General features: G+C 69.4%; 22 protein-coding genes and 1 pseudogene. 13 read left to right on the plus strand and 10 right to left on the minus strand.

Annotated features, from left to right (window positions below):
* Positions 1 to 138 precede the first annotated feature (138 nt).
* The 3 genes from ABXJ52_RS35925 (at position 139) to ABXJ52_RS35935 (ending at position 2,512) form a co-directional block, all read left to right on the plus strand.
* Positions 139 to 651 (plus strand): transglycosylase SLT domain-containing protein, encoded by a 513-nt coding sequence (locus tag ABXJ52_RS35925; RefSeq protein WP_367048166.1) that lies wholly within the window; start codon positions 139 to 141, stop codon positions 649 to 651.
* Positions 652 to 737: 86 nt separating this feature from the next.
* Positions 738 to 1,874 carry an LCP family protein gene (locus ABXJ52_RS35930; RefSeq protein ID WP_367048168.1) on the plus strand — a complete coding sequence of 379 codons (1,137 nt, stop codon included), beginning with the start codon at positions 738 to 740 and terminating at the stop codon, positions 1,872 to 1,874.
* Positions 1,875 to 2,170: 296 nt separating this feature from the next.
* Positions 2,171 to 2,512 carry an STAS domain-containing protein gene (locus tag ABXJ52_RS35935; protein ID WP_367048170.1) on the plus strand — a complete coding sequence of 114 codons (342 nt, stop codon included), beginning with the start codon at positions 2,171 to 2,173 and terminating at the stop codon, positions 2,510 to 2,512.
* Here the strand turns inward: ABXJ52_RS35935 and ABXJ52_RS35940 are convergent.
* Both ABXJ52_RS35940 and ABXJ52_RS35945 read right to left on the minus strand, forming a co-directional pair.
* On the minus strand, positions 2,496 to 3,092 hold the full coding sequence (locus tag ABXJ52_RS35940) for a HutD family protein (RefSeq protein WP_367048172.1): 597 nt from the start codon (positions 3,090 to 3,092) through the stop codon (positions 2,496 to 2,498). The genes ABXJ52_RS35935 and ABXJ52_RS35940 overlap by 17 nt on opposite strands.
* Positions 3,093 to 3,162: 70 nt before the next feature.
* On the minus strand, positions 3,163 to 3,717 hold the full coding sequence (locus ABXJ52_RS35945) for a DUF6417 family protein (RefSeq protein WP_367048174.1): 555 nt from the start codon (positions 3,715 to 3,717) through the stop codon (positions 3,163 to 3,165).
* A gap of 222 nt (positions 3,718 to 3,939) precedes the next feature.
* Here ABXJ52_RS35945 and ABXJ52_RS35950 point away from each other — a divergent pair.
* Both ABXJ52_RS35950 and ABXJ52_RS35955 read left to right on the plus strand, forming a co-directional pair.
* A pseudogene (locus ABXJ52_RS35950) lies at positions 3,940 to 4,056 on the plus strand (oxidoreductase); the annotation flags it as partial.
* 234 nt (positions 4,057 to 4,290) lie between these two features.
* Positions 4,291 to 4,665: an ANTAR domain-containing protein gene (locus ABXJ52_RS35955; protein WP_367048176.1), complete on the plus strand. Its 375-nt coding sequence runs from the start codon at positions 4,291 to 4,293 to the stop codon at positions 4,663 to 4,665.
* Between the two features lie 12 nt (positions 4,666 to 4,677).
* On the opposite strand, the gene ABXJ52_RS35960 is transcribed toward ABXJ52_RS35955, so the two are convergent.
* A complete protein-coding gene (locus ABXJ52_RS35960) occupies positions 4,678 to 5,742 on the minus strand; it encodes an AsnC family transcriptional regulator (protein ID WP_367048177.1) in 1,065 nt (354 codons plus the stop codon).
* 92 nt (positions 5,743 to 5,834) lie between these two features.
* On the opposite strand from ABXJ52_RS35960, the gene ABXJ52_RS35965 reads away from it, so the two are divergent.
* From ABXJ52_RS35965 to ABXJ52_RS35980, 4 genes are all read left to right on the plus strand, one after another.
* Positions 5,835 to 7,145: an amidohydrolase family protein gene (locus tag ABXJ52_RS35965; protein ID WP_367048179.1), complete on the plus strand. Its 1,311-nt coding sequence runs from the start codon at positions 5,835 to 5,837 to the stop codon at positions 7,143 to 7,145.
* Entirely contained in the window at positions 7,142 to 8,734 is a 1,593-nt protein-coding gene (locus tag ABXJ52_RS35970) for an AbgT family transporter (protein WP_367048181.1), read from the plus strand. Before ABXJ52_RS35965 ends, ABXJ52_RS35970 begins: the two co-directional genes overlap by 4 nt.
* A gap of 19 nt (positions 8,735 to 8,753) precedes the next feature.
* The gene (locus ABXJ52_RS35975; RefSeq protein ID WP_367048182.1) at positions 8,754 to 9,254 is read left to right on the plus strand and encodes a hypothetical protein; all 501 of its coding nucleotides are present in this window, start codon (positions 8,754 to 8,756) and stop codon (positions 9,252 to 9,254) included.
* An 86-nt stretch (positions 9,255 to 9,340) separates the two neighbouring features.
* Positions 9,341 to 10,207, plus strand: coding sequence for an LLM class flavin-dependent oxidoreductase (locus ABXJ52_RS35980; RefSeq protein ID WP_367048184.1), 867 nt, complete (start codon positions 9,341 to 9,343; stop codon positions 10,205 to 10,207).
* Between the two features lie 52 nt (positions 10,208 to 10,259).
* Here ABXJ52_RS35980 and ABXJ52_RS35985 read toward each other — a convergent pair whose 3' ends face one another.
* Positions 10,260 to 10,886 (minus strand): maleylpyruvate isomerase family mycothiol-dependent enzyme, encoded by a 627-nt coding sequence (locus ABXJ52_RS35985; protein ID WP_367048185.1) that lies wholly within the window; start codon positions 10,884 to 10,886, stop codon positions 10,260 to 10,262.
* Positions 10,887 to 11,020: 134 nt separating this feature from the next.
* Between ABXJ52_RS35985 and ABXJ52_RS35990 the strand changes: the two genes are divergently transcribed.
* The gene (locus ABXJ52_RS35990) at positions 11,021 to 11,965 is read left to right on the plus strand and encodes a TIGR01777 family oxidoreductase (RefSeq protein ID WP_367048187.1); all 945 of its coding nucleotides are present in this window, start codon (positions 11,021 to 11,023) and stop codon (positions 11,963 to 11,965) included.
* A gap of 203 nt (positions 11,966 to 12,168) precedes the next feature.
* Here the strand turns inward: ABXJ52_RS35990 and ABXJ52_RS35995 are convergent, their stop codons facing one another.
* Together ABXJ52_RS35995 and ABXJ52_RS36000 are read right to left on the minus strand one after the other, a co-directional pair.
* The gene (locus tag ABXJ52_RS35995; protein ID WP_367048189.1) at positions 12,169 to 12,849 is read right to left on the minus strand and encodes a hypothetical protein; all 681 of its coding nucleotides are present in this window, start codon (positions 12,847 to 12,849) and stop codon (positions 12,169 to 12,171) included.
* Between the two features lie 355 nt (positions 12,850 to 13,204).
* Entirely contained in the window at positions 13,205 to 14,395 is a 1,191-nt protein-coding gene (locus tag ABXJ52_RS36000) for a MalY/PatB family protein (RefSeq protein WP_367048191.1), read from the minus strand.
* A 138-nt stretch (positions 14,396 to 14,533) separates the two neighbouring features.
* On the opposite strand from ABXJ52_RS36000, the gene ABXJ52_RS36005 reads away from it, so the two are divergent.
* Both ABXJ52_RS36005 and ABXJ52_RS36010 read left to right on the plus strand, forming a co-directional pair.
* Positions 14,534 to 15,094, plus strand: a complete 561-nt coding sequence (locus ABXJ52_RS36005; protein WP_367048193.1) for an MSMEG_1061 family FMN-dependent PPOX-type flavoprotein — start codon at positions 14,534 to 14,536, stop codon at positions 15,092 to 15,094.
* A gap of 288 nt (positions 15,095 to 15,382) precedes the next feature.
* Positions 15,383 to 17,815, plus strand: a complete 2,433-nt coding sequence (locus tag ABXJ52_RS36010) for an RICIN domain-containing protein (protein ID WP_367048195.1) — start codon at positions 15,383 to 15,385, stop codon at positions 17,813 to 17,815.
* 91 nt (positions 17,816 to 17,906) lie between these two features.
* Here ABXJ52_RS36010 and ABXJ52_RS36015 read toward each other — a convergent pair whose 3' ends face one another.
* The 3 genes from ABXJ52_RS36015 to ABXJ52_RS36025 all read right to left on the minus strand — a co-directional run bounded on the left by ABXJ52_RS36015 (position 17,907) and on the right by ABXJ52_RS36025 (position 19,799).
* Positions 17,907 to 18,080, minus strand: a complete 174-nt coding sequence (locus ABXJ52_RS36015; protein ID WP_367048197.1) for a CsbD family protein — start codon at positions 18,078 to 18,080, stop codon at positions 17,907 to 17,909.
* Positions 18,081 to 18,188: 108 nt separating this feature from the next.
* Entirely contained in the window at positions 18,189 to 18,932 is a 744-nt protein-coding gene (locus tag ABXJ52_RS36020; protein ID WP_367048199.1) for a class I SAM-dependent methyltransferase, read from the minus strand.
* A gap of 195 nt (positions 18,933 to 19,127) precedes the next feature.
* Positions 19,128 to 19,799 (minus strand): AIM24 family protein, encoded by a 672-nt coding sequence (locus ABXJ52_RS36025; RefSeq protein ID WP_367048201.1) that lies wholly within the window; start codon positions 19,797 to 19,799, stop codon positions 19,128 to 19,130.
* 208 nt (positions 19,800 to 20,007) lie between these two features.
* Between ABXJ52_RS36025 and ABXJ52_RS36030 the strand changes: the two genes are divergently transcribed.
* Positions 20,008 to 20,352, plus strand: a complete 345-nt coding sequence (locus tag ABXJ52_RS36030; protein ID WP_367048203.1) for a hypothetical protein — start codon at positions 20,008 to 20,010, stop codon at positions 20,350 to 20,352.
* Between the two features lie 85 nt (positions 20,353 to 20,437).
* On the opposite strand, the gene ABXJ52_RS36035 is transcribed toward ABXJ52_RS36030, so the two are convergent.
* Positions 20,438 to 20,770 carry a hypothetical protein gene (locus ABXJ52_RS36035; RefSeq protein WP_367048205.1) on the minus strand — a complete coding sequence of 111 codons (333 nt, stop codon included), beginning with the start codon at positions 20,768 to 20,770 and terminating at the stop codon, positions 20,438 to 20,440.
* Between the last annotated feature and the right edge of the window lie 59 nt (positions 20,771 to 20,829).

The following is a 20,829-nucleotide window of genomic DNA, read 5'->3' on the forward strand; positions in this document are numbered from 1 at the left end:
TACGTCACATCATTGCGTCCTGCTCCCGCCACCGCTAACCCTTGCTGAAGTTCCGGAGAGACGGGATCGATCGGGCGAAATCGCCGGCCCCGGTCCAGTCCCTCCTCAACAGACTTCGCATTGGAGAGTTACCCCCGCATGGCCATTACTCAGACGCAGACCAAGCCCGGCCGCACCACCCGACTGCGCAAGATCTCCGTCGCCGGTATCGCCACCGCCGGTGCAGCTGCCGCCGCCCTCACGCTGGTGCCCTCGCAGGCCCACGCCGCCGAGCCGGCCGCTGCGAGCAAGAACGTCTCTCAGGCCGCCGCGAAGGCCGAGAAGAACTACCCGAACAACCTCGACGGCTGGATCAAGGAGTCCCTGGACATCATGAAGTCCAAGGGCATCCCCGGTTCCTACGAGGGCCTGCACCGCAACATCATGCGCGAGTCCGCAGGTGACCCGAACGCCCAGAACGGCTGGGACGTGAACGCGCAGAACGGCACCCCCTCCAAGGGCCTGCTCCAGGTGATCCAGCCGACCTTCGACGCGTACCACGTGTCGGGCACGCCGAATAACCTGACCGACCCGGTCGCCAACATCACCGCGGCCGCCAACTACGCCGCCGACAAGTACGGCTCGATCGACAACGTCGACTCCGCGTACTGAGCCACGGGCCGACCAGCCCAGGAAGACGCCGGTCGTCCAGCCCGCTGAGCCGCCGGTCAAAGAGAATGAAGGAGAAGGGGCAGCGCATGCCGCACGAGAGCAGTAACGAGCAGCAGGCGCACATGGCCGAAGGCCCCGCAGTGCCCGGCTACGGACCCCCGCGGGTACGGGGCTCCCGGCGCAAGCCGAAGAAGAAGACCCTGCGGTACGTCGCGTGGGGCGCGCTGGGAGTGTTCCTGATCGGCGGGGGAGGTGCCGCCTACGCATGGCAGCACCTCAACGGCAACATCCAGGGCACGGACATGAACGCCGCGCTCGGGAAGGACCGGCCCAGCGAGCAGAAGGACGGCTCGATGAACATCCTCCTGCTCGGGTCCGACTCCCGAGCGGGAACCCACGGCCACTTCGGCAGCGGCATCAGTGGTGCCCGCGCCGACACGGCGATGGTCCTGCACGTCGACAAGACCCACAAGAAGGCTTCGGTCGTCAGCATTCCGCGCGACACGATGGTCGAGCGGCCCCAGTGCGCGAAGCCGCACGGAGGTACGGCGGACGGCGCGCAGCAGGCCATGTTCAACTCGTCCTACCAGGTGGGTGGACCGGCGTGCACCGCGAAGACGGTGGAGAAGATGTCGGGCGTCCGCATGGACCACTACCTCGAAGTGGACTTCAAGGGATTCCAGAAGCTCATCGACGAGCTCGGCGGTGTGGACATCACCACCCGCAAGGCGATCCACGACCCCAACAGCGGTCTCGCCCTGAGCCAGGGCAAGCACACGCTCAAGGGCAAGCAGGCACTGGAGCTCGTCCGCACCCGGCACGGCGTGGGTGACGGGAGCGACCTGGGCCGCATCCAGCTCCAGCAGGCGTTCATCAAGGCACTGATCCACCGCGCCGAGACGGTCGATCCGCTGGGCAGCCCCGCCAAGTCCTACGACCTGGCGGACACCGCGACCAAGACCATCAGCGCGGACTCCGAACTGGCGTCCGCGGACAAGCTCCTCGGTCTGGCCAAGGAGCTGAAGGGCATCAGCCCGGACCGCACCAACATGGTCACGATGCCGGTCACCTACGACTCCCAGGACTCGGGACGGGTTCTGCCGCTCAAGAAGGCCTCGCACAAGGTGTGGAGCGCCCTGCGGCACGACCGGCCCATCCCGAAGTCCGCGACGCAGGACTCCGTGGGCGACCAGGCCGACTCCCCGGTGTCGGCGGGCACCTGACCTGTCCGCAGGGCCACAACACGTCCTGAGTCGTACGGCGTGTTGTGGCCCTGTCGGTCAGGATCCCTACAGGAGTAGCCTGTTGACCTAGTCCGTGGAACGAATGTCTGCCGTCAGCGCGGCAGCGGCGTACCGGCGACCTCTCGGGCTCGGAGTATGGCCCCCACCGCCAGCGGCTGTATCCGCGGGGCTCTGCCCCCGCCACCTGGCACCGCGAAGACGCGCCGCTCCCTCCGGGGCTTTGCCTCCCCTGAGCTCCGCTCCTTCTCGACGGTGCACGGCACCCGGGACTTCTCATGCGTGGCTACTTCGCCGACGATCTGCTGCTCATCGTGCCCTCCACCGCCGCCGCCGGCGTGTGCCTGTTCGGAGAGGTCCTGGGCGCGCACAAGGGCGCGCTGGCCATGGCCCTGAACGCACAGCGCGATGCCACCCAAGAGATCATCGTCGACCTGACGGGCGTGCACTACCTGGCCAACAGTGCCCTGGAGATTCTCGTGGCCCTCGCCAAGAACCTACAGCCACCCCAGCGGCTGCTCGTCCACGCCGCCCCCGAACTGGCATTACGGGAAAGACTCGACGCACGCGGATGGGGGGACATCGAAACCCTGCGGCTCACTGTCAGCTCGCCGCGGTGATCCTGATTTCGGCCACTGCGCCGTCGCCCCGTAGAGCCAGCACCCCGGGGCCCTCCTGCCGCACACAGTCGAGACGGCCGAGCGCCGTTTCCCGTCCGTCCGGGCCGCCCACGGTGATCCCCTCGGTGGCAGCCATGATGAGCAGCACCTCGCCCTCGTCACACCGCACCCCCGCTTCGGAGGTGACGGTGACGACCCGCACCTGTGCGCTCGCGCGGCCCCTGCGGGTCATCGCGTTCAGGTCGCGCACCGCGCCGGCCTCGAGCCGACAGTCCGTCTCAGCGTCACCGGAGAAGGCGAACGGGCTCAACGGGCTTACCACTTCCGGGACCCCGTCCACGGTCAAGACCATGCCTTCGCCCTCGATCAGGGTGATCACGCGATCAATCCCGGGAAAGGAAGAAAACGCTCCTCCCGCGTCCACGTCCGCGATACTCACCCGCCAGTCGAAGCCGTCCACCGGCTCCACCGCGCCAAGAGGCGCTCGCACGACGCCCGACGCGACCTCCCGGGTCACGCCGCCACCGTTCTTCCACGGCATGCTGCGGTAGTCGCTCCAGCGCAGAACATCGCCGCCCATAGGATGCCGCCTCCCTCTTCCTCCGTCGTCCGAGCGGCCACCTTACGGGCTGGAAGGAAGCAGGCCGGTGTCAGCCGAGCTTGCCGCGCTCCGGCTCAGGGATGCTGGTGGGAGGAGGGGGCGTGTAACTCACCCCGTAGACACGGGAGAACCGGTTGGCGGGCGCTGCAGAGCCTGCGAGTCGTTCGAGGAAGAACGCGCGTGCCATCGACTGCATCTGCTCACCGCTCACGTACACGACCCACCGGTTGGACGCGGCGTTGAAGCGGGCCGCGTCCACGACCGACTCCAGGCCCGACGCGGGCTCGTGGTGCAGTCGCCCGCGGAGTTCGACGAACCGTCTCAGGGCGTCCAACTCCGATAGGCGCAGGCCTACTTGCTGCAGGCCGGGCGCCGGATCGCCGATGGGCAGCGGAGCGGCCCTCACCTGTGCGTAGAGGAGCGCGTCCCATCCGTCGGCCGTCAGCTGAACCGCCCACACGACCGGTCGGCCCGCTGCCGAGGACAGCTCCGTCGGCTCCTCGCGGGGCGCCGCCCGGGCGAGCCCGAGTCTCACCAGGGGCGCCGTGGTGCGTTCATCGAGGCCTGGCCCTGCCGTCGCCCATCCATCGGTGGTGCGCTGCATGTCAGCCACCCGTCGCAGCAGCGCGAATTGCTCAGCCGAGCGCCGCATCCCCGCCCCTCCCGCCGAACAGTGAGTTGCCGCGACGCTAGCGTGCATCTCCGCCCGGAGGAGGGCTGTTGCGGCGGACTCCCTCCGAATTGGTGCGTACGGGGGCGCGGGGGAGCGGGGGCGTGGCGGCTCAGCGCGTTGCGCGCGAGGTGGCGGCCAGCGAGCGGACCCCTCTACCGGGCGCACGCGATCGGGCCCGAGGCCATCGCGAGTGCCGTCTCGTACGCCCTGGCGCAGCCGGCCGATGTAGACGTCAACGAAATCGTCGTACGCCCTGTCCGTCAGCGCTGACCCCTGAACCTGAACCTGTCCGTTTGAGATCAATGCAGGTGGCTACCCGATCGCTGCGTAAGCACAGCGCTGTGCGACGTAGGCGCCGGTTGGTTGGGACACACAGCCACCGGCGCTGCCGCACGCACAGAACCGCAAACTATGGCCAGGCATGTGCGGAATCTGCGATGCTCGGCTCATCAGCGGTTCTGCCGGCCCGACAGAGGCAGCCCGAGCGGACGAGAGGCAGAGCAGGTGGCTTCCTCACCGGACTCTCCCAACACATCGGCCCTGAACCCTCGTTGTGGCTCCGCGCCGCAGGCCCCCGACAACGATTGCGCGGAAGAGCTCGCCGAGATCAAGGCGCTGCGCACCGAGGTCAACGACCTGCATCGCGCCATGGAGTCCCACCCGTGCATCGACCAGGCGCGGGGCATGCTGATGACACTGGGTCCGTGTACCGCGGATGAGGCGTGGGAGATCCTCGTCGAGGTGTCGCAGCACTCCAACACCAAACTGCGCGCGGTGGCGGAGGAGTTGATCGCCACGACAGAGGGCGAGCCGCTGCCAAGCCCGGTGCGCGCCGCTCTCGGTGAGGCGCTGAGGAAGCGGCAAGCGGCCACGGGCTGAGCGCATCGGCTCTTATGCGTCCCAGTAGTTGAGCGGAGCGGAACCCAGACTGTGCCCTCGGCGGTCGAGTACCCGCCCCACGTGCTTGATCGTGCGCAGCACCACGGCACGCTCCGTGATGCGCAGATCCAGGTGCGCGAGGCGGCTGTTGAGCAGCGCCTCGGTGGTGTGGACCTCGGACAGGGTCGGCAGCCAGATGTCGAGCACCAGATTGTGCGCGCCCGCCGTGATGCTGCACATGCGCAGGCCGGGCAGGGTACGCAGCGCGCTCACCGTCTCGTCGAGATGCTGGGCGGGCACCGAACCGAAGTAGACGACCGATACCGGGAACCCCGTCAGCGGCCTGGCCAGCGCGCAGCGCAACGAGAGCCGCCCGGTCCCGGTCAGGACGCGCAGCCGGCGCCGGACGGTCGCGGCGGAGGCGCCGACGGTCTGGGCCAGCTCCGTCAGGGGCATACGGCCGTCGGTGCCGAGCGCGAGCGCGATGCGGCGGTCGAGAGGCCGCAGTGGCTCGTCGGGCACCGCGGGTCGTTCCATGGTCAGGGCGCTCCGCTGCTGCCGGGTGAGACTGCGCAGCCGCCAGGAAGCTCCCTCGAAGGGCGCCGCGGTGATGACGTGGCTGCGTACGGCGCGCACGCCGGGCAGCTGCGACACCCGGTCGCCGGAGAGCCGGGCGAGGCCGTCGAGATCGGTGGCGCCGACGATCGCGAGCAGATCACGCCCGCCCGAGGTCTGCTTGAGGCTCAGCACATGGGGATCGCGGGCGAGCTGCCCGATGGTGTCCTCGCTCAGGCGCCCGTCCATGTCGATCTCGATCTGGGCGTAGACGCCCTCGTCGTGGCCGGGTGAAAGGTAGCCGTCGACCCAGGCCATGCCTGCGCGCACCATGCGGTCCCAGCGGCGGGCGACCGTCACCGCGTCGACCTCCAGAACCTCACCCATCCGTACCCAGGACACCCGGGGCTGGATCTGGAGGGCGTGCACGATGGCCAGGTCCAGTTCGTCCAGCGTGTGCGCTCGCTGCGAGTCCACGAGGCCTGTGTCGGCGGTATGGGTGTCCGTGAGGCGCGCGTCCATGAGGTGTGCCGAATCCTGCGTCGATGGCGTTCTGATGAAAGATTCCGGCGATTTTACACAGTCGTGATTCCTGATACCGAGGATCGTCGGCCATGAGCCACGAACAGTTCTCCTCTCTGCGCATCATCCGAGCCCGCCTGGTCGACGGCACCGGCGCGTCCCCTGTCGAGGACGCCGTCATCGACGTCGACGAGGACGGCACGATCGCATACGCCGGACCGGCCGCGACGGCACCGCAGGCGCCCGCAAGGACCCGCACCGTGGACGCGGCGGGGCGCACGGTCCTGCCGGGCTTCATCGACACCCATGTCCATCTCGCCATCGAATCGCCCCGGCAGATGGTCCGCCGCCACGAGAGCGACCCGACCGTGGAGACGTTCCGCACCGCGGAGCGGCTGCGCATCACCCTGGAGGCGGGGATCACCACCGCCCGCGACCTGGGCGGTCTGCAGGCCGGGTACCGGGACGCGGTCGCCGCGGGCCTCACCACAGGACCCCGGCTGCACACCGCGGTCCGCATCCTCAGCCACACCGGCGGCCACGCCGACTTCCGCTCGGAGTGCGGCTTCGACCCCAGCGCCGGGGTGGGCGAGATAGCCGACACCCCGGACGAGGTACGGGTCGCGGTGCGCCGCCTGCTCCGCTCCGGCGCGGACGTGATCAAGGTCTGTGCGACCGGCGGCATGAGCAGCCCCTACGACCAGCCCGACGACGAGGGCCTGACCGTCGAGGAGATCCGCACGGTCGTCGACGAGGTGGCCCGGCACGGCGGCCGCCCCGTGGCGGCCCACGCCCAGGGCACCGCGGGCATCATCAACGCGATCCGCGGCGGCGTGAGCAGCGTCGAGCACGGCTACGGCCTCACCGCCCAGGCGCGCGAACTGGCAGGCGAGCAGGGCACGTTCGTGGTGCCGACCCTGTCGACGGTGTTCGACGGCATCGACCGTTCGACCATGCAGCCCTTCCACTACGAGAAGAAGGTCCGCTGGTCCGGCATCACCCGGGAGAACATCGCCGCGGCCATCTCCGACGGCGTACGCATCGCGATGGGCACCGACGCGGCGATGGTGCCGCACGGCCGCAACCTGCGCGAGCTCTCCCATCTCGTCTCCCTGGGCATGACCCCGGAGCGGGCCATCGAGACAGGCACGCGCAGCGCCGCCGAACTCCTCGGCCTCGCCGCGGAGATCGGCACGTTGGAAACAGGCAAACACGGCGACCTGGTGATGTGCGACGGCGATCCGCTCGCGGACATCTCGGTGCTCGCCGACCCGGCCCGCATCGTGCTCGTCGCCCAGCGCGGCGCCGTACGCAAGGACACGCTCGGCCTGGCGCGGACCGCTCCCGCGGGGAGCGGCGCCTCCGCGGCGAGCGGCACACCATCGCAAGGAGCCGCCGGATGAGCACGTCGACCACCCCCGCGAAGACGCCGGCCGGCGGCGGGCCACCGCAGCACTCCGTACTCGACAAGGTCCTGAACGGCATCGAGCGCGCGGGCAACAAGCTGCCGCATCCGGTGCTGCTGTTCCTCGGCCTGTTCCTGATCATCGGCACGGTGTCGACGGTCCTCGCGGCCACCAACACCACCGTCACGGTGCCGGGCGAGGACAAGACACTCGCGGTGAAGGGGCTGTTCAGCGGGGAGGGTGTGCGCTGGCTGCTCGAGAACTTCATCCCGAACTTCACGGGATTCCCCTCGCTGGGCACCGTCCTGCTGATGATGGCCGCGGTCGGCGTGGCCGAGAAGACGGGCCTGCTGGAGACGGCCGTACGCGCGTCCATCGCGCGGGCTCCGAGGCGACTGCTGCCCTACCTGGTCGCCTTCGTCTCCTGCCAGGCGCACCTGATGAGCGACGTGGCGATCCTGGTGATCCCGCCGCTGGCCGCACTCGCCTTCAAGAACGCGGGCCGCAACCCGATCGCGGGCCTCATCGGCGGCTTCGCCTGCGTCTGCGCGGGCTACGCGGCGGGCTTCTCCATCGGCGCGCTCGACGCGCTCTACACCGGCATCACTCATCAGGCCGCCGCGGTCGTGCCGGGCGGCGGGAGTGCCCCCACGCACATCCTCATCAACTACTTCTACACAGCCGCCGCGAGCTGCGTGCTCGCCCTGATCGGCGGGTTCCTGATCTCCCGCGTCCTGGAACCCCGGCTGCCACGGCCGGACACGACGGCCGACTCCGGGACCGAGCCGACTGAGGCGGATGGAGTGACGGTCGTCACCGTCACCGTCACAGCCCGGCAGCGCACGGGCCTGCTGCGCTCAGGCCTCGCCGTCCTCCTCTACGCGGCTGTCGTCATCACCTGCTGGCTGCTGCCGGGCTCCCCGCTGCGCGGCGAGGGCGGCGCGCTGGTGCCGTCGCCGGTCCTCGACGGCATCGTGCCGTTGCTGTTCGTCGCGTTCGTCCTCGCGGGTGTCGTCTACGGCCGTACCGTCGGCACGCTCAAGCACGCCGAGGACGCGCCCCGCATGATGGCCGATTCGATCACCGGGATGTCCGGGTACATCGTGCTGATCCTGGTGATATCCCAGGTCATCGGAGTCTTCGACTGGTCCAACGTCGGCACCCTGCTCGCGGTGAACGGCGCAGACCTCCTGGAATCCGCGGGCCTGACAGGCTTCACGGGCCTGGTCCTCTTCGTCCTCCTGGTCTGCGTCCTGAACCTGTTCGTCACCTCGGGCTCGGCCCTGTGGTCCCTGGTCGCCCCGGTCTTCGTACCGGCGTTCATGCTCATCGGCATGGAACCCGCGGTCACCCAGGCGGCGTTCCGAATAGGCGACTCCGCGACCCAGATGATCACGCCGCTCAACCCGTACGTCTTCCTGATGCTGACGATCCTGCGCCGCTACGAACCCGGAGCACAACTGGGCACGGTCCTGTCCCGACTCTCGGTGTTCGTGGTCCCGTTCCTGATCGCCTGGCTCGCGGTCCTCGGCCTCTTCTACGGCTTGGGCCTGCCACTGGGGCCGGGGGCGGACATCCATCGGTGACGCTGGGCTACCTTGCGGCGTGAGCAGTCGGCGGTCGGAGCTGCTGTTGCGGTCGGAGGACGGCCCTCTGAGCGATCTGGAGTTCCTCGACTGGGAGGACGAGGCGCTGGTGGCCCAGTTGACCGAGGCCGGATTCCTCTCGCAGCCGGAGGCAATCGTTCGGGCCGGGGCCGTCCCCGGCTGGGCCTACGCCATCGAGAGCCATACCTCCCGTTCGAGATACCACCTGGAAGCGCTCTCGCGCGGCACGCGCGTGTACACGGTGTTCCGCAGCGGCGCGGGAATGCAGCGGGTGGGCCATGCCCGCGACGGCCGCGAACTGTCCGACTACGAACCGCGGGAACCGGTCCCGGGAGTCGTCGCGACGGACGAGCAAATGCCCGGTTTCACCTACACGGGTGAGGAGTTGCCCGACGTGGCCTTCCTCGGGTTCCTCGAGCGAGAGCTCGGGGTCCGTATCGCCTGGGAGGACACCCTGGCGCCGCTTCCCGCGGCCGCCTTCGCCGAGGGCTTCGCCTGAGCCTCCCGGCTCCCGGCTCCCGGCTCCCGGCTCTCGGGTCAGGTACTGCGATTGCCGACCCCCGTGGGGTGCAGCAGGATGCGGAGATGCGTTTCTCGGTGAACATTCCGAACTTCGGTGACTTCGCAGATCCCAGGACCGTGGCGAAGCTGGCCGTGGCGGCGGAACTGGCAGGGTGGGACGGGCTGTTCGTCTGGGACCACGTGCAGCATCGCAAACACGCGGGCAGGCCCTTCGGGGACCCCTGGATGCTGCTGACCGCCGCCGCGCTCGCCACCTCCCGGATCAGGCTGGGCACGCTGGTCACGCCGGTCGCCCGGCGGCGCCCGCAGCAGCTCGCCCGCCAGGTGGCGACCCTGGACGTCCTGAGCGGCGGGCGGGTCACCTTCGGTGCGGGTCTCGGCGGTCCCATCGAGGACGAGTACGGCAGCTTCGGCGACACCACCGACCCGAAGGTGCTTGCCGAGCGGCTGGACGAGGGCCTGGACCTGCTGCAACGCTATTGGTCGGGCGAGCCGGTAAACCACGACGGACGGCACTACCAGGCACGTGACGTGACACTGCTGCCGGCGACGGTGCAACGCCCCCGGCCGCCGATCTGGGTCGCCGGGTTCTGGCCGAACCGTCCGCCCATGCGCCGGGCCGCACGTTGGGACGGCGCGGTCCCGCTGTTCACCGACGCCAAGCACGGATACGTGCCCCCGATCGACCAGGTCCACGACCTCGTGACCTACGTGAAGGAGCAGCGCGAGGGCAGTTCCGACACCCCCTTCGAGATCGTCCTCGGCGGTGCGTCGCCGGGCGACGACGCTGCCAAGGCCCGTGACCTGATCGGCCCGTTGGCCGAGGCAGGCGTCACCTGGTGGGACGAACGGCAGATCCAGACCGGCGAAGGACTCGACCGCCTCACCCCAGTGCTGCGCCGCGTGGAGCAGGGCCCGCCGGTCTTGTAGGGCCCCCGGCGGGGGCTACACACTGAAGCCCGTCCCGTCGGCCGACAGATCGTCAGCCGGACGCCCGTAGCCTGTCCGCCCCTGGCCCGTCCAGCTCGTCCAACGCTCCCCGCCGCCCGGAGACGGCCAACAGCAGGGACAGCGCGGTTCCGCGCACGGGCGGGCCCTCCCCGATCAGCAAATCAGCGTCGCGCGGGGCCAGTTGAACCCCGGCCACCCTCTCCTTGGCTCCGCCGAAGGACACCGACGTACGAGTCTGGAGGCGGAGTGCCCTGACCACGGCCTCTGGCCGGTAGGCGCGGGTGAGTCCCAGGGGGCGACGAATGTCCTCGCCGTGTACGACCTCCTCGACGAGCCGCGTATCGAGGGGCGCCGGCGGTGACGACCTCCGCGAAGCCACCTGACGCAGCCGCTCCAAAGTTTCCTGCGGCGAGGCACCGCGCTGCCGCTCCACCCCGCGTGCGTTCTGGCGGTCGAAATCAAAACGCGCCCGGACCATGGCGCCGACGAAGCCGAGGCGCGTGGCGCGAGCCGTGTCGATCAGATGGGCCGCCACATCATGCACGGACCATCCCTCGCACAGCGACGGGACTTCCCACTGCTCGTCATCCAGACGCGCGAGATCCTCGATCAGCGCCGCGCGCTCCGCGTGGACCAGTGACCAGACATCATCGTTCACGGCTGTTCCTCTGCTCGACCCCAGTGTCTGTCGGAGAGACTCATGACGCGGCGGGAACTCATCGCGGGGCGGGTGCGACCACCGTTGAGAATGGGCAGTCGACGCCGGTGGCGTCCACGAGGGGGGAGTCCCAGATGAAGGTAGTCCTGGCAGGAGGCACCGGGCAGGTCGGAGCCGTCCTGGAGCGTTCGATGACCGCCGCCGGGCATGACGTCGTCGTCCTGACCAGGAGCCCCGTACGTGCCCGGCAAGTAGCGTGGGACGGGCGGACGTCGGGCCCCTGGGTCGAGGAGATCGACGGCAGCGACGTCGTGATCAATCTGGCGGGCCGCAGCGTGAGCTGCCGTTACACCGATGCCAATCTCCGGGACATGATGGACTCACGGGTCCAGTCCGCGGAGGCCGTCGGCGAGGCCATCGCGGCCGCGGCGAAACCGCCACAGGTCTGGCTGCAGATGAGCACTGCCACGATCTACGCGCACCGGATCGACGCACCCCATGACGAGGCAACCGGCGTCATCGGCGGTACGGAGACGGGAGTTCCGGACTACTGGGAGTACAGCGTCCGCATCGCCAAGAACTGGGAACACGCACAGCGGGCAGCCGCCACCCCGCACACCCGCAAGATCGCTCTGCGCGCCGCCATGGTGATGAGCCCCGACCGCGGCGGTGTCTTCGACGTCCTGCTGCGGATGGTCCGCCTCGGTCTCGGCGGGCCGGTCGCGGGCGGAGCTCAGTACCTGTCCTGGATCCACGACCGGGACTTCGTGCGCGCGGTGGAGTTCCTGATCGCCCGCGAGGACATCGCGGGCCCGGTGAACCTCGCCGCCCCCGGCCCACTCCCACACCGCGCGTTCATGCACGGGCTGCGGGCCGCGGCAGGCGTCCCGGTGGGGCTCCCCGCCACTAGATGGATGGCGGAGGTGGGTGCCTTCGTGCTCCGCACGGACACAGAACTGCTCCTCAAGAGCCGCCGAGTCATCCCCGGACGACTACTCGAAGAGGGCTTCACCTTCGAGCACGGAACCTGGCCGGACGCGGCGACCGATCTCGTCCGGCGCGCAAGGGGCCGCCGCTGAGCGGCCACGGTCACCGCACGCGGAAACCGAGCCGCGGGGCGCCCTCCGTACGCACCCGCCCGGGTCCGGGGCGCGCACTCCCGCTGCGCCGTTCACCCGCTGCGCCGGCCCCACCAGCCCTGCCGCCAGCCCGGTCCCGCGTGGTCGACCGGGCTGGGCGGGCAGCGCAAAGCAAGCACCTGTACGTGTGGGTGCGAGCCGCTTCAGCTGGTGGCGCTCTCCGCCTGCGGTGCGGCCGCCGAAGCCGCCGAGGCCGCCGGTGCGGCCGCGGTGTAGAAGACGGAGGAGCCCTGCTTGGTGCGCTGCGCCCGGCCCCTGGCGACCAGGCCCTCCACGGTGGTGCGCACGACCGTGGTCTTGATGGTGCGGTCAGGCAGATCCTGGGCGAGTGCGCTGGTGATCTCGGCGGCCGAGCGCGGCTCGCCCTGCTGGGCGAGGTGGTTGTCGATCAGCTCGACCAGCGTCGGCCCCGACGCCGAATCGGCGGACTTCTTCGCGCCGGTCTTGCCGGTCTTGGGAGCACTCTTGGCTGCCTTGGCAGCCTTCTCCTTGGTGTCCTTGGCCTTGTTGGCAGTGGGCTTCTTCGTTCGGGCCGCCCCGGAATTGTTCGCACTTGCCCGAGGAGCGGGTACTGCCTTCTTGCCGGTTGACGCGCGGCTCGACGCCTTCTTCGCGGTGGCCGTCAGTGCTCCGGAGGAGCCGAGTGCCTGCTGCATGCTCAGCAACAGCGCGTGGTCGTTCTCCAGCGTCCGCAACTGTTCCTGCAGCGCTGTCAGCTGAGCCCCGACGCGCTCCTGCTCCTTGCGGTTGGTCTCGAGATCGGCGGTTACGCGTGCGGCGTATTGGGCCTGAACTCCGGCAGATTCCGGCTGAACGTCCGACATGACATTGACCTTTTCGTGAGCGCACACGGTCGTGCGGATGGTGGGTCGTGCTCACGACTGAGCACTCCTGAAGGGGGGCGCACTTGATGCACCCATGAATGTTGGCTGCCCAACCTGCAACAGCAGTAACTCATGTGTGAGCAGTGAAGGCTACGTTCTGGCGTCCACCGACGAATACACGGAATGAAAAGTGACCCACACCTCCACATCATGTCGATCTCGCGTTCGAAAATGAGGTAGTCGGCGCCTCGGAAAGCATGCGTCCTCCTCGCAAAGCATGCGTTCCGAGCGGAAAGCATGCGCCCTGGGGGGAGTTGCCATGGTGGAGGGAGACACAACACCTCGGCGCTCGCCGTCAGGTGACCGCCAACCCCATCCGCCGGACCGCCTCGGTGACGACCTCCGGCGACGCGGCAAGGTTGAGGCGGACGAAACCGTCGCCGCCCGTTCCGAAGGTGCTGCCCGAGTTCAGAGCGACGCGGCCACGCTGCAAGAAGACCTCGGCCGGGTCGCCGCCGAGCCCCAGTCCCCGGCAGTCCAGCCAGGCCAGGAAGGTGCCCTCCGCCGGCGTATAGCCAATGGCCGGCAGGTGCTCGGACAGGAGGGCGGCCAGCAGTCGGCGGTTGTCGTCAAGGCCGTCGAGCAGCCCGTCGAGCCATGCGCCGCCGTCCCGCAGGGCCGTCGTATGGGCGATGACCCCGAGGTGGCTCGGGCCATGGCTGACCTCTTCGGGCATGCGGGCGAGGTCGCTGGCGGCCTCGGGACCGGCGATGGCGAGGGCGGCCTTGAGTCCGGCCAGGTTCCAGGCCTTCGACGCCGACATCAGCGACAGCCCGTTCTCCGCACCCGCCACGCTCAGGAAGGGCACGAACGACACGCCAGACGCCACGATCGGGGAGTGGATCTCGTCCGCCACGACGCGTACCCCGTGCTCGCGAGCCAGGTGGGCGATCCGCGCCAACTCGGCGGCGGTGTGCACTGTTCCGGTCGGGTTGTGCGGGCTGCACAGCAGGTACACCGGCCGGGCGGCGCCCCGAGCCGCACGCCGGAACACCTCCTCCAGGACGTCGAAGTCGATGCGCAGGTCCGGCCCGAGCGGCGACTCGACGACGAGCCGGTCCAGGTGGCCCACGAACTGATAGAAGGGCGGATACACGGGGGAGTTGACGATGACGGGATCGCCGGGCGACGAGACCAGCTTGAGCATCTCGACGATGCCGAGCATCACGTCGGGCACGATCGCCGTACGCTCGACCGCGAGCCCGTCCCAGCCCCACCGCTTACGGGAGAACTCCGCCAGCGCCTCGGCGTATGCCGTTCCGGCGGGGTAGCCGGTGTCGCCGAGTGCCACGGCCTCGGTGATCGCCTCGGCGACCGGCTCGGCCAGCGGGACGTCCAGCTCGGCCACCCACAGCGGCAGTACGTCGTGCGGATACGTCCGCCACTTCATGCTCGTACGCCGTCGCAGTTGTTCCAGCGACAACCTACGCAGGGGGTTCGTGTTCGTGCTCTCCGGCCCGTCGACATCGCGCGACACATTTTCCATACGTCAAACGTAGGCAGACTCCAGCGGATTTCCGCCTGCTTCGACGCGATCAATGAGCTCGGGTCCACCCATGTAAGGTGAGCCTAACTTACTGGATCACCAGTCAGTTCGCCTGCACGCCGACCCGAGGAACGCCCCGTGCCCGACACCGCGCCACCCACGACCGTTCCGCTCTCGGGCAGTGGCGCCGCGGCGCCGCACGCGTGGCAAGAGCTCCGCTCGGGCGACGAGCTGACCCGGCTGCTCGGCGAACCGCATCCGATCGTCATCGACAAGGTCCATGACGAACTGACCGAGGACGACCTGGGAATCCTGGCCCGCTCCTCGTTCTGTGTCCTGTCCACCGCGGACGCGGCAGGCAACTGCGACACGTCCCCGCGAGGCGACGCACCGGGCTTCGTGCACGCCCTGGACGCGCACACCGTCGCCCTGCCCGACCGCCCCGGCAACCGGCGCGGCGACAGCTTCCGCAACATCCTCGGGAACCCCCACGTGGGCCTGCTCCACCTGGTGCCGGGCAGTGATGACATCCTGCGCATCAACGGCCGGGCGAGGATCCTGACGGACGCCCCGTTCTTCGACTCGATGACCGTCAAGGACCGGCGGCCCCTGCTGGCCGTCGTCGTGGAGATAGACGAGATATTCCGGCACTGCTCACAGTCCCTGCGGCGCGCGGGTCTGTGGCATCCGGAGACATGAGGTCACGACCGCGCAGCCGGTGTAGTTCGTGTCGGACACCATGTCGCCGGTGTCGTCGAGTACCCCCGTCATCGGGTCCCGCGGGCCCTCACTGCCCTCTTTGGCGCTCGGCTATCCCTCCCTCTGGACAACGCCGTCACTCGGTGCTGGGATGCCAGCGGCCCCCTTGTGCTCCAACTGCCCTTGTCTCCCACGTGATCGAGGTCTTGCACGCCGCGGTTTTCCAACGTTGTAAATCTCCCTGTACGGCAGTCACCAGCGAACATGGACAACGACGGGACGGTATTCATGACGCAGTTCGGCCGACGCCTCTTCCTCCTGCGCTCCGGCGCCATCACCCTCGGTGCGGCCGGTGGCACGGCCGCCGTCACCAGCACCTCCGCGCGGGCGGACACCCCGGCGCGCGGCGGCCTGTACGGCCCGAACGCCGCGCCCCTGGCGCCCACCGCGTTCCAGAAGCTGCCGGTGGGCAGCGTCACCGCGTGCGGCTGGCTGCGCGTACAGCTCGACCTGCTGCTCAACGGCCTGTTCGGGCGGTACGCGGAGATCTCCCACTTCCTCGCGTACGACGACTCCGGCTGGGTGCACCCGGAGAAGGCGGGGTGGGAGGAAGTGACGTACTGGCTGCGTGGCTACGTCGACCTCGCCGCCCTCACCGGCGACCGCGCCGCCCTGGCGGAGAGCCGCCGGTGGATCGACGCGATCATCGCCACTCAGGAAGCCGACGGGTTCTTCGGGCCGCGAAGGCTGCGCACCCAGCTGAACGGCGGCCCGGACTTCTGGCCCTACTTGCCGCTGCTCCAGGTGCTGCGCTCGCACGAGGAGTTCACCGGGGACGAGCGGATCGAGCCGTTCATGCTGCGCTTCATGCGTTTCATGAACGCCCAGGGACCCGGCGCCTTCAACTCCAGCTGGGTCTCCAAGCGTTGGGGTGACGGGCTCGACGTCGCCTTCTGGCTCTACAACCGCACCCGGGAGAGCTTCCTGCTCGACCTCGCCGACAAGATGCACACCCATGGGGTGGACTGGGCGGGCGGCGTCGCCGACTGGCACAACGTCAATGTGGCGCAGGGCTTTCGCGAGCCCGCCCAGTACGCGCTGCGCTCCGGAAAGCAGGCCCACACCCGGGCGACCTACCGCAACTACGCGACCGCGCTCGGGACGTACGGCCAGTTCCCCGGCGGCGGCTTCGCGGGCGACGAGAACGCGCGCCCCGGCTTCGGCGACCCCCGTCAGGGCTTCGAGACCTGCGGCACCGTCGAGTTCATGGCCAGCCACGAACTCCTCACCCGCATCACCGGCGACCCGGTCTGGGCGGACCTGTGCGAAGAGCTGGCCTTCAACATGCTGCCCGCGGCGACCGACCCCGCCGGGTCGGGCATCCACTACGTCACCAGCGCCAACAGCGTCGACCTCGACAACACCCGCAAGACCCAGGGGCAGTTCCAGAACGGGTTCGCGATGCAGGCCTTCCAGCCGGGCGTCGACCAGTACCGCTGCTGTCCGCACAACTACGGGATGGGCTGGCCGTACTTCACCGAGGAGTTGTGGCTCGCGACCCCGGACCGCGGCCTCGCAGCGGCCATGTACGCGCCGTGCCGGGTCACGGCGAAGGTCGCCGACGGCACCTCCGTCACGATCACCGAGGACACCGACTACCCCTTCAAGGAGACCGTCACCCTCACCCTGGACATGGACAAGCCGGTGCGCTTCCCGCTACGGCTGCGCATACCCGGCTGGTGCGACGGCCCTCAACTCTCCGTCAACGGCGACCGGTTGCGTGCCCCGGACGACGGACCGGCCTTCGCCGAGGTCGAGCGGACCTGGCGCAAGGGTGACCGCGTCACGCTGCGACTGCCGCAGCGCACGACGGTCCGCACCTGGAAGAGCGGCGCGGTGAGCGTCGACCGCGGCCCCCTGACGTACTCCCTGCGCATCGGCGAGTCCTACGAGCGGTACGCGGGCACGGACGACTTCCCGCACCGAGCGGTGCACGCGACCACCCCGTGGAACTACGCGCTCGCCCCCGACCCGGCGGGCGGCCTGACCTTCACCGCCGACCCCGGACCCCTGACCGGCGACCCGTTCACGCACGAGGACGTTCCGGTACGCATCCGAGCTCGCGCTCGGCGCCTGGAGGAGTGGGTCGCGGACGACGAGGACGTGGTGGCACCCCTCCAGCGAAGCCCGGCCCGTGCCACCGGCGCGCAAGAGGAAGTGACGCTCATCCCGATGGGCGCGGCACGCCTGCGTGTCACCGCCTTCCCCACAGCGACCCCCGACGGCCGCCCCTGGACGCCCGAGCCGCCCTACCGCCGGGTCGAGAACCGGCACAGCGGCAAGGTCCTCGCGGTCGACGGCATGTCCCTGGACGCCGGCGGACGCGTGGTCCAGTTCGACAACTCCGGCACCGGCGACCACGCGTGGCAGCTCATCGACCGAGGCGAGGGCTGGTACACCCTGCGCAACGGATACAGCGGCAAGGTGCTCGGCATCGAAGAGGCGTCAACGGCCGACTCGGCAAGGGCCGTTCAGTACACCGACACCGGAGCCGATCATCTGCGCTGGCAACAGGTCGACAAGGGGGACGGCTGGTTCCTGCTCCGCAACCGGCACAGCGGCAAGGTCCTCGGGGTGGACGGTATGTCGACGGCCGACAGCGCACAGGTCGTGCAGTTCGAGGACAACGGCACGGCGGACCACCTGTGGCGGCTGACCTGACGCCTGGCGCGGGGCGGGCTCGCCCACAGGCCGCTGGGGCGGCCCCCAACAGAGAGGGGCCGCCCCAGCGACATGGTGATGCGAGATCGTGTCAGTGCTTGCCGATGTCCTTGGTCTTTTCCTTGGCCTGGCGTGCGTCGCCCTTCATCTGCTGGGCGCGCCCCTTGGCGGTGAGGCTTTCGTTGCCCACCGCGCGCCCGGCGGCTGCCGCAGCCGCGCCGGTGGCTTGCTCGACCTTTGCCTTGGCCTTCTCGTTGGCGGTCATCGTCCGCTCACGCTCCTTGGCATCGACATCATGTGCTGTCAGTACGCCTGGCCGCTCAGCCGCCCGGTAAACATGTCATCCAGTTGTTTACGAGTCGGTTCTGATTGCTCACGCCCGGCAGCGCAGCATCTCCAGTGGTGGGTTGGTGTGGAAGTCCGCCCAGTGGTCCGCGCCGAACTCGCGCACGCCGGCTTCTGAGACCGTCAGCGGCACCCAGGTCAGATCGCGGAACCCGGCCGCCTGAAGGCACTTCTCGTAGACCTCGCGGCGCGGCAGGTTGGCGAGGAACGAGACCGGTCCCGGGTCGAGCAGCGCCGTGGTCCTCACCTGCGGGCCCGTCTCGACTTCCGTACCGGTGAGCTCGCTGCGGAAGCCGTACTTGTCCGGGCCCGGCCCGTCGAAGCGGAAGTCGGGCGACTGGTTCAGGGCGAACAGTTCGCCGCCCGGCTTCATGTTCCGGCGGATGTTGCGGCACATGCGCTCCGTGGTGGCGATGTCCGGGGCGTAGTTGAGCAGCTGGACCGCGAGCACGATGTCGAAGCGCTCGCCGATCGGCCACAGTTCCGCCACGTCGCCGATCTCGTAGCGCACACCGAGCGGATCGCGTTCCTCCAACTGCTGCGCCACGCTCACCATTTCACCGGAGATGTCGATGCCGAGGACATGGGTGGCGCCGCGCCGCTTGAACTCCCTGCTGTAGAAACCGGTGCCCGAGGCCAGGTCGAGGACCGACTTGCCACGCACGTCCCCGACCAGCCCCAGGAAACTGGGCACTACGGCGTACTGTTCCAAGGGCAGTGCCTTGAACCCCTCGTACGCCTCTCCGATTTCGTCGTACTGCTGCGCGCTCATGACGCCGCCCTTCCATCCTCCGTGGGAATGCCCGTGCGACTGCCCCCCGTTGCCGGGCACGCCGCGGCTCTTGGCTGGCAGTCTCTACGAGCCCCGGCGGCCCTCCGTACTGGCAGAACCCACGAAGATCCGGACGTCGTCCCGGCTCGGCGCACAAAGGCGCCGCGGCACACAAGATGCCGCGGCGCCCACAGATCAGGAGGCAGGGGCGGGCTTGGGTTCGCCGGGGTTGACCACCACGACGCCCTCCCCCTCCAGCTTGAGTTGCACGGCCTCGCCCGAGCCGCCCTTCACCATCGAGCCGACGCTCTGCGAACGGTGCAGCGACGCGGCCAGCTGCGGGCTCCACGCAACGATGGCATCGGTGTCCACATGGACGGGCGCCTGCGGGGTCACGGGCAGCACCAGGGGGATGCCCGCACTGGTCAGTGCCAGCCGACCGGTGCCGGCGAACGTGCAGTTGAACAGGCCGCCGCCCGCCATTCCGGCGCCCTTGACCGTGGTGATGTCGTAGCTCAGCGAGGCGTCGAAGCACAGGATGTTCTTGCCGTTGACCGTGAGGCCGTGGTTGTCGTCCACGTCGACGAGGAAACAGTGCGCCGCGTCGGACGCGAACCACGCCTCGCCCTCACCGCTGACCGCCATCAGGGCCAGGCCCTCACCGGTCACCGCGCGCTTGAGGAAGTTGCCCACCCCCTGGCCCTGCCGCTCGAACTCCAGGTTGCCCCGCCAGGCGACCATCGTCCCCTGCCGGGCTAGCGCCTCGCCCTTGACGGTGTAACGGACCGCCATCGCGTTGTCCTGCGTGAGCCCGGGGGCCGACGCGGGCTGGATGAGATTCTCGGGATCGAAGAGATTTCGCTGCATACGTCCCCGGGTACCCCGTCAAGTCGCCGTCAGCCATGGGTGGTTGAGCGGTGGAATCCCGCCCCTGAAGCCATGGGCTGAGCAGCGGGAACGCGTGTGTGACCGCTGTCGTGACGTGTCGTCGCGCCATCCGCGGGTACCTGCTCCGGCCAGGCGCCGAGCGTCGAAGAACGTAGCGTCAGCGTCGAAGGGCCTAGGAGGAGACATCATGAGCGATCGGATACCGGCTTCCCCCGGCGAGGACGGCAGCACGCCTGTTCCCAGGGACCCCCCGGACCAGCAGGCGACGGACGAGCCGGACGCCTGGGACCTGGACGTGGGCAAGGTCGCCGCCGAGAACGACGACGGCGACGACAGTGGCAACGACAGCGGTGGCGACAGCAGCAGTAACAGCGGCGACGAAAGCAGCAACAGCAACAGCAACGGCGACGGCGAAAGCGGCGCCTCGACCGACGTCCCCCGTACGGACGAGGGCGGCACCGCCAGGCGCGGTGAATCCCGCGCCCTGGAAAGCCACGCGGAGAAGCCGGTACCGGACGAGCCTTCCGGGTGAGCGCGCGTGGGGGAGAGGCTCCGGCCCCGGCTCCGCCCTGACCCGCGGGGCCCCGGAGCCTTCGCGGGGAGTCCGCGTGGCAGCGTCAGGCGTGCTCCCCTTCCTCCCCTCCCTCCCGTTCCTCCAGGCGTCGCAAGCAGTCCTCCCAGCGTTGCCGTCGCTCGGCCGGCGTCTGCTCCCACCAGGCTGTCCCGCGTTCCCCCAGCCCTGTCTTGGCGAGCTGCACACGGGCTCGAGCGGCCTTCACCGCACCTTCGTCGTCACCCGCGGCGGCGACAGCCCGGCGAGCCGCCATGAGGTGGTGGGTCAGGCGCTTCTCCTCTTCGTCGGGTACGAGGGGATCGGTGGCCCGCCAGCGGCGGCCCTTGATGATGAGGAAACGGCCGTCCTCGGTGTACTGCGGGTCGTCAGTCGCCATGCGGCCATCATGGCCCGCACGCCGGGCCGGCTTCAGGTTGCCGACCGCAATCGCGTGAG

Source organism: Streptomyces sp. Je 1-332 (genome assembly GCF_040730185.1).
Taxonomy (GTDB): Bacteria; Actinomycetota; Actinomycetes; order Streptomycetales; family Streptomycetaceae; genus Streptomyces.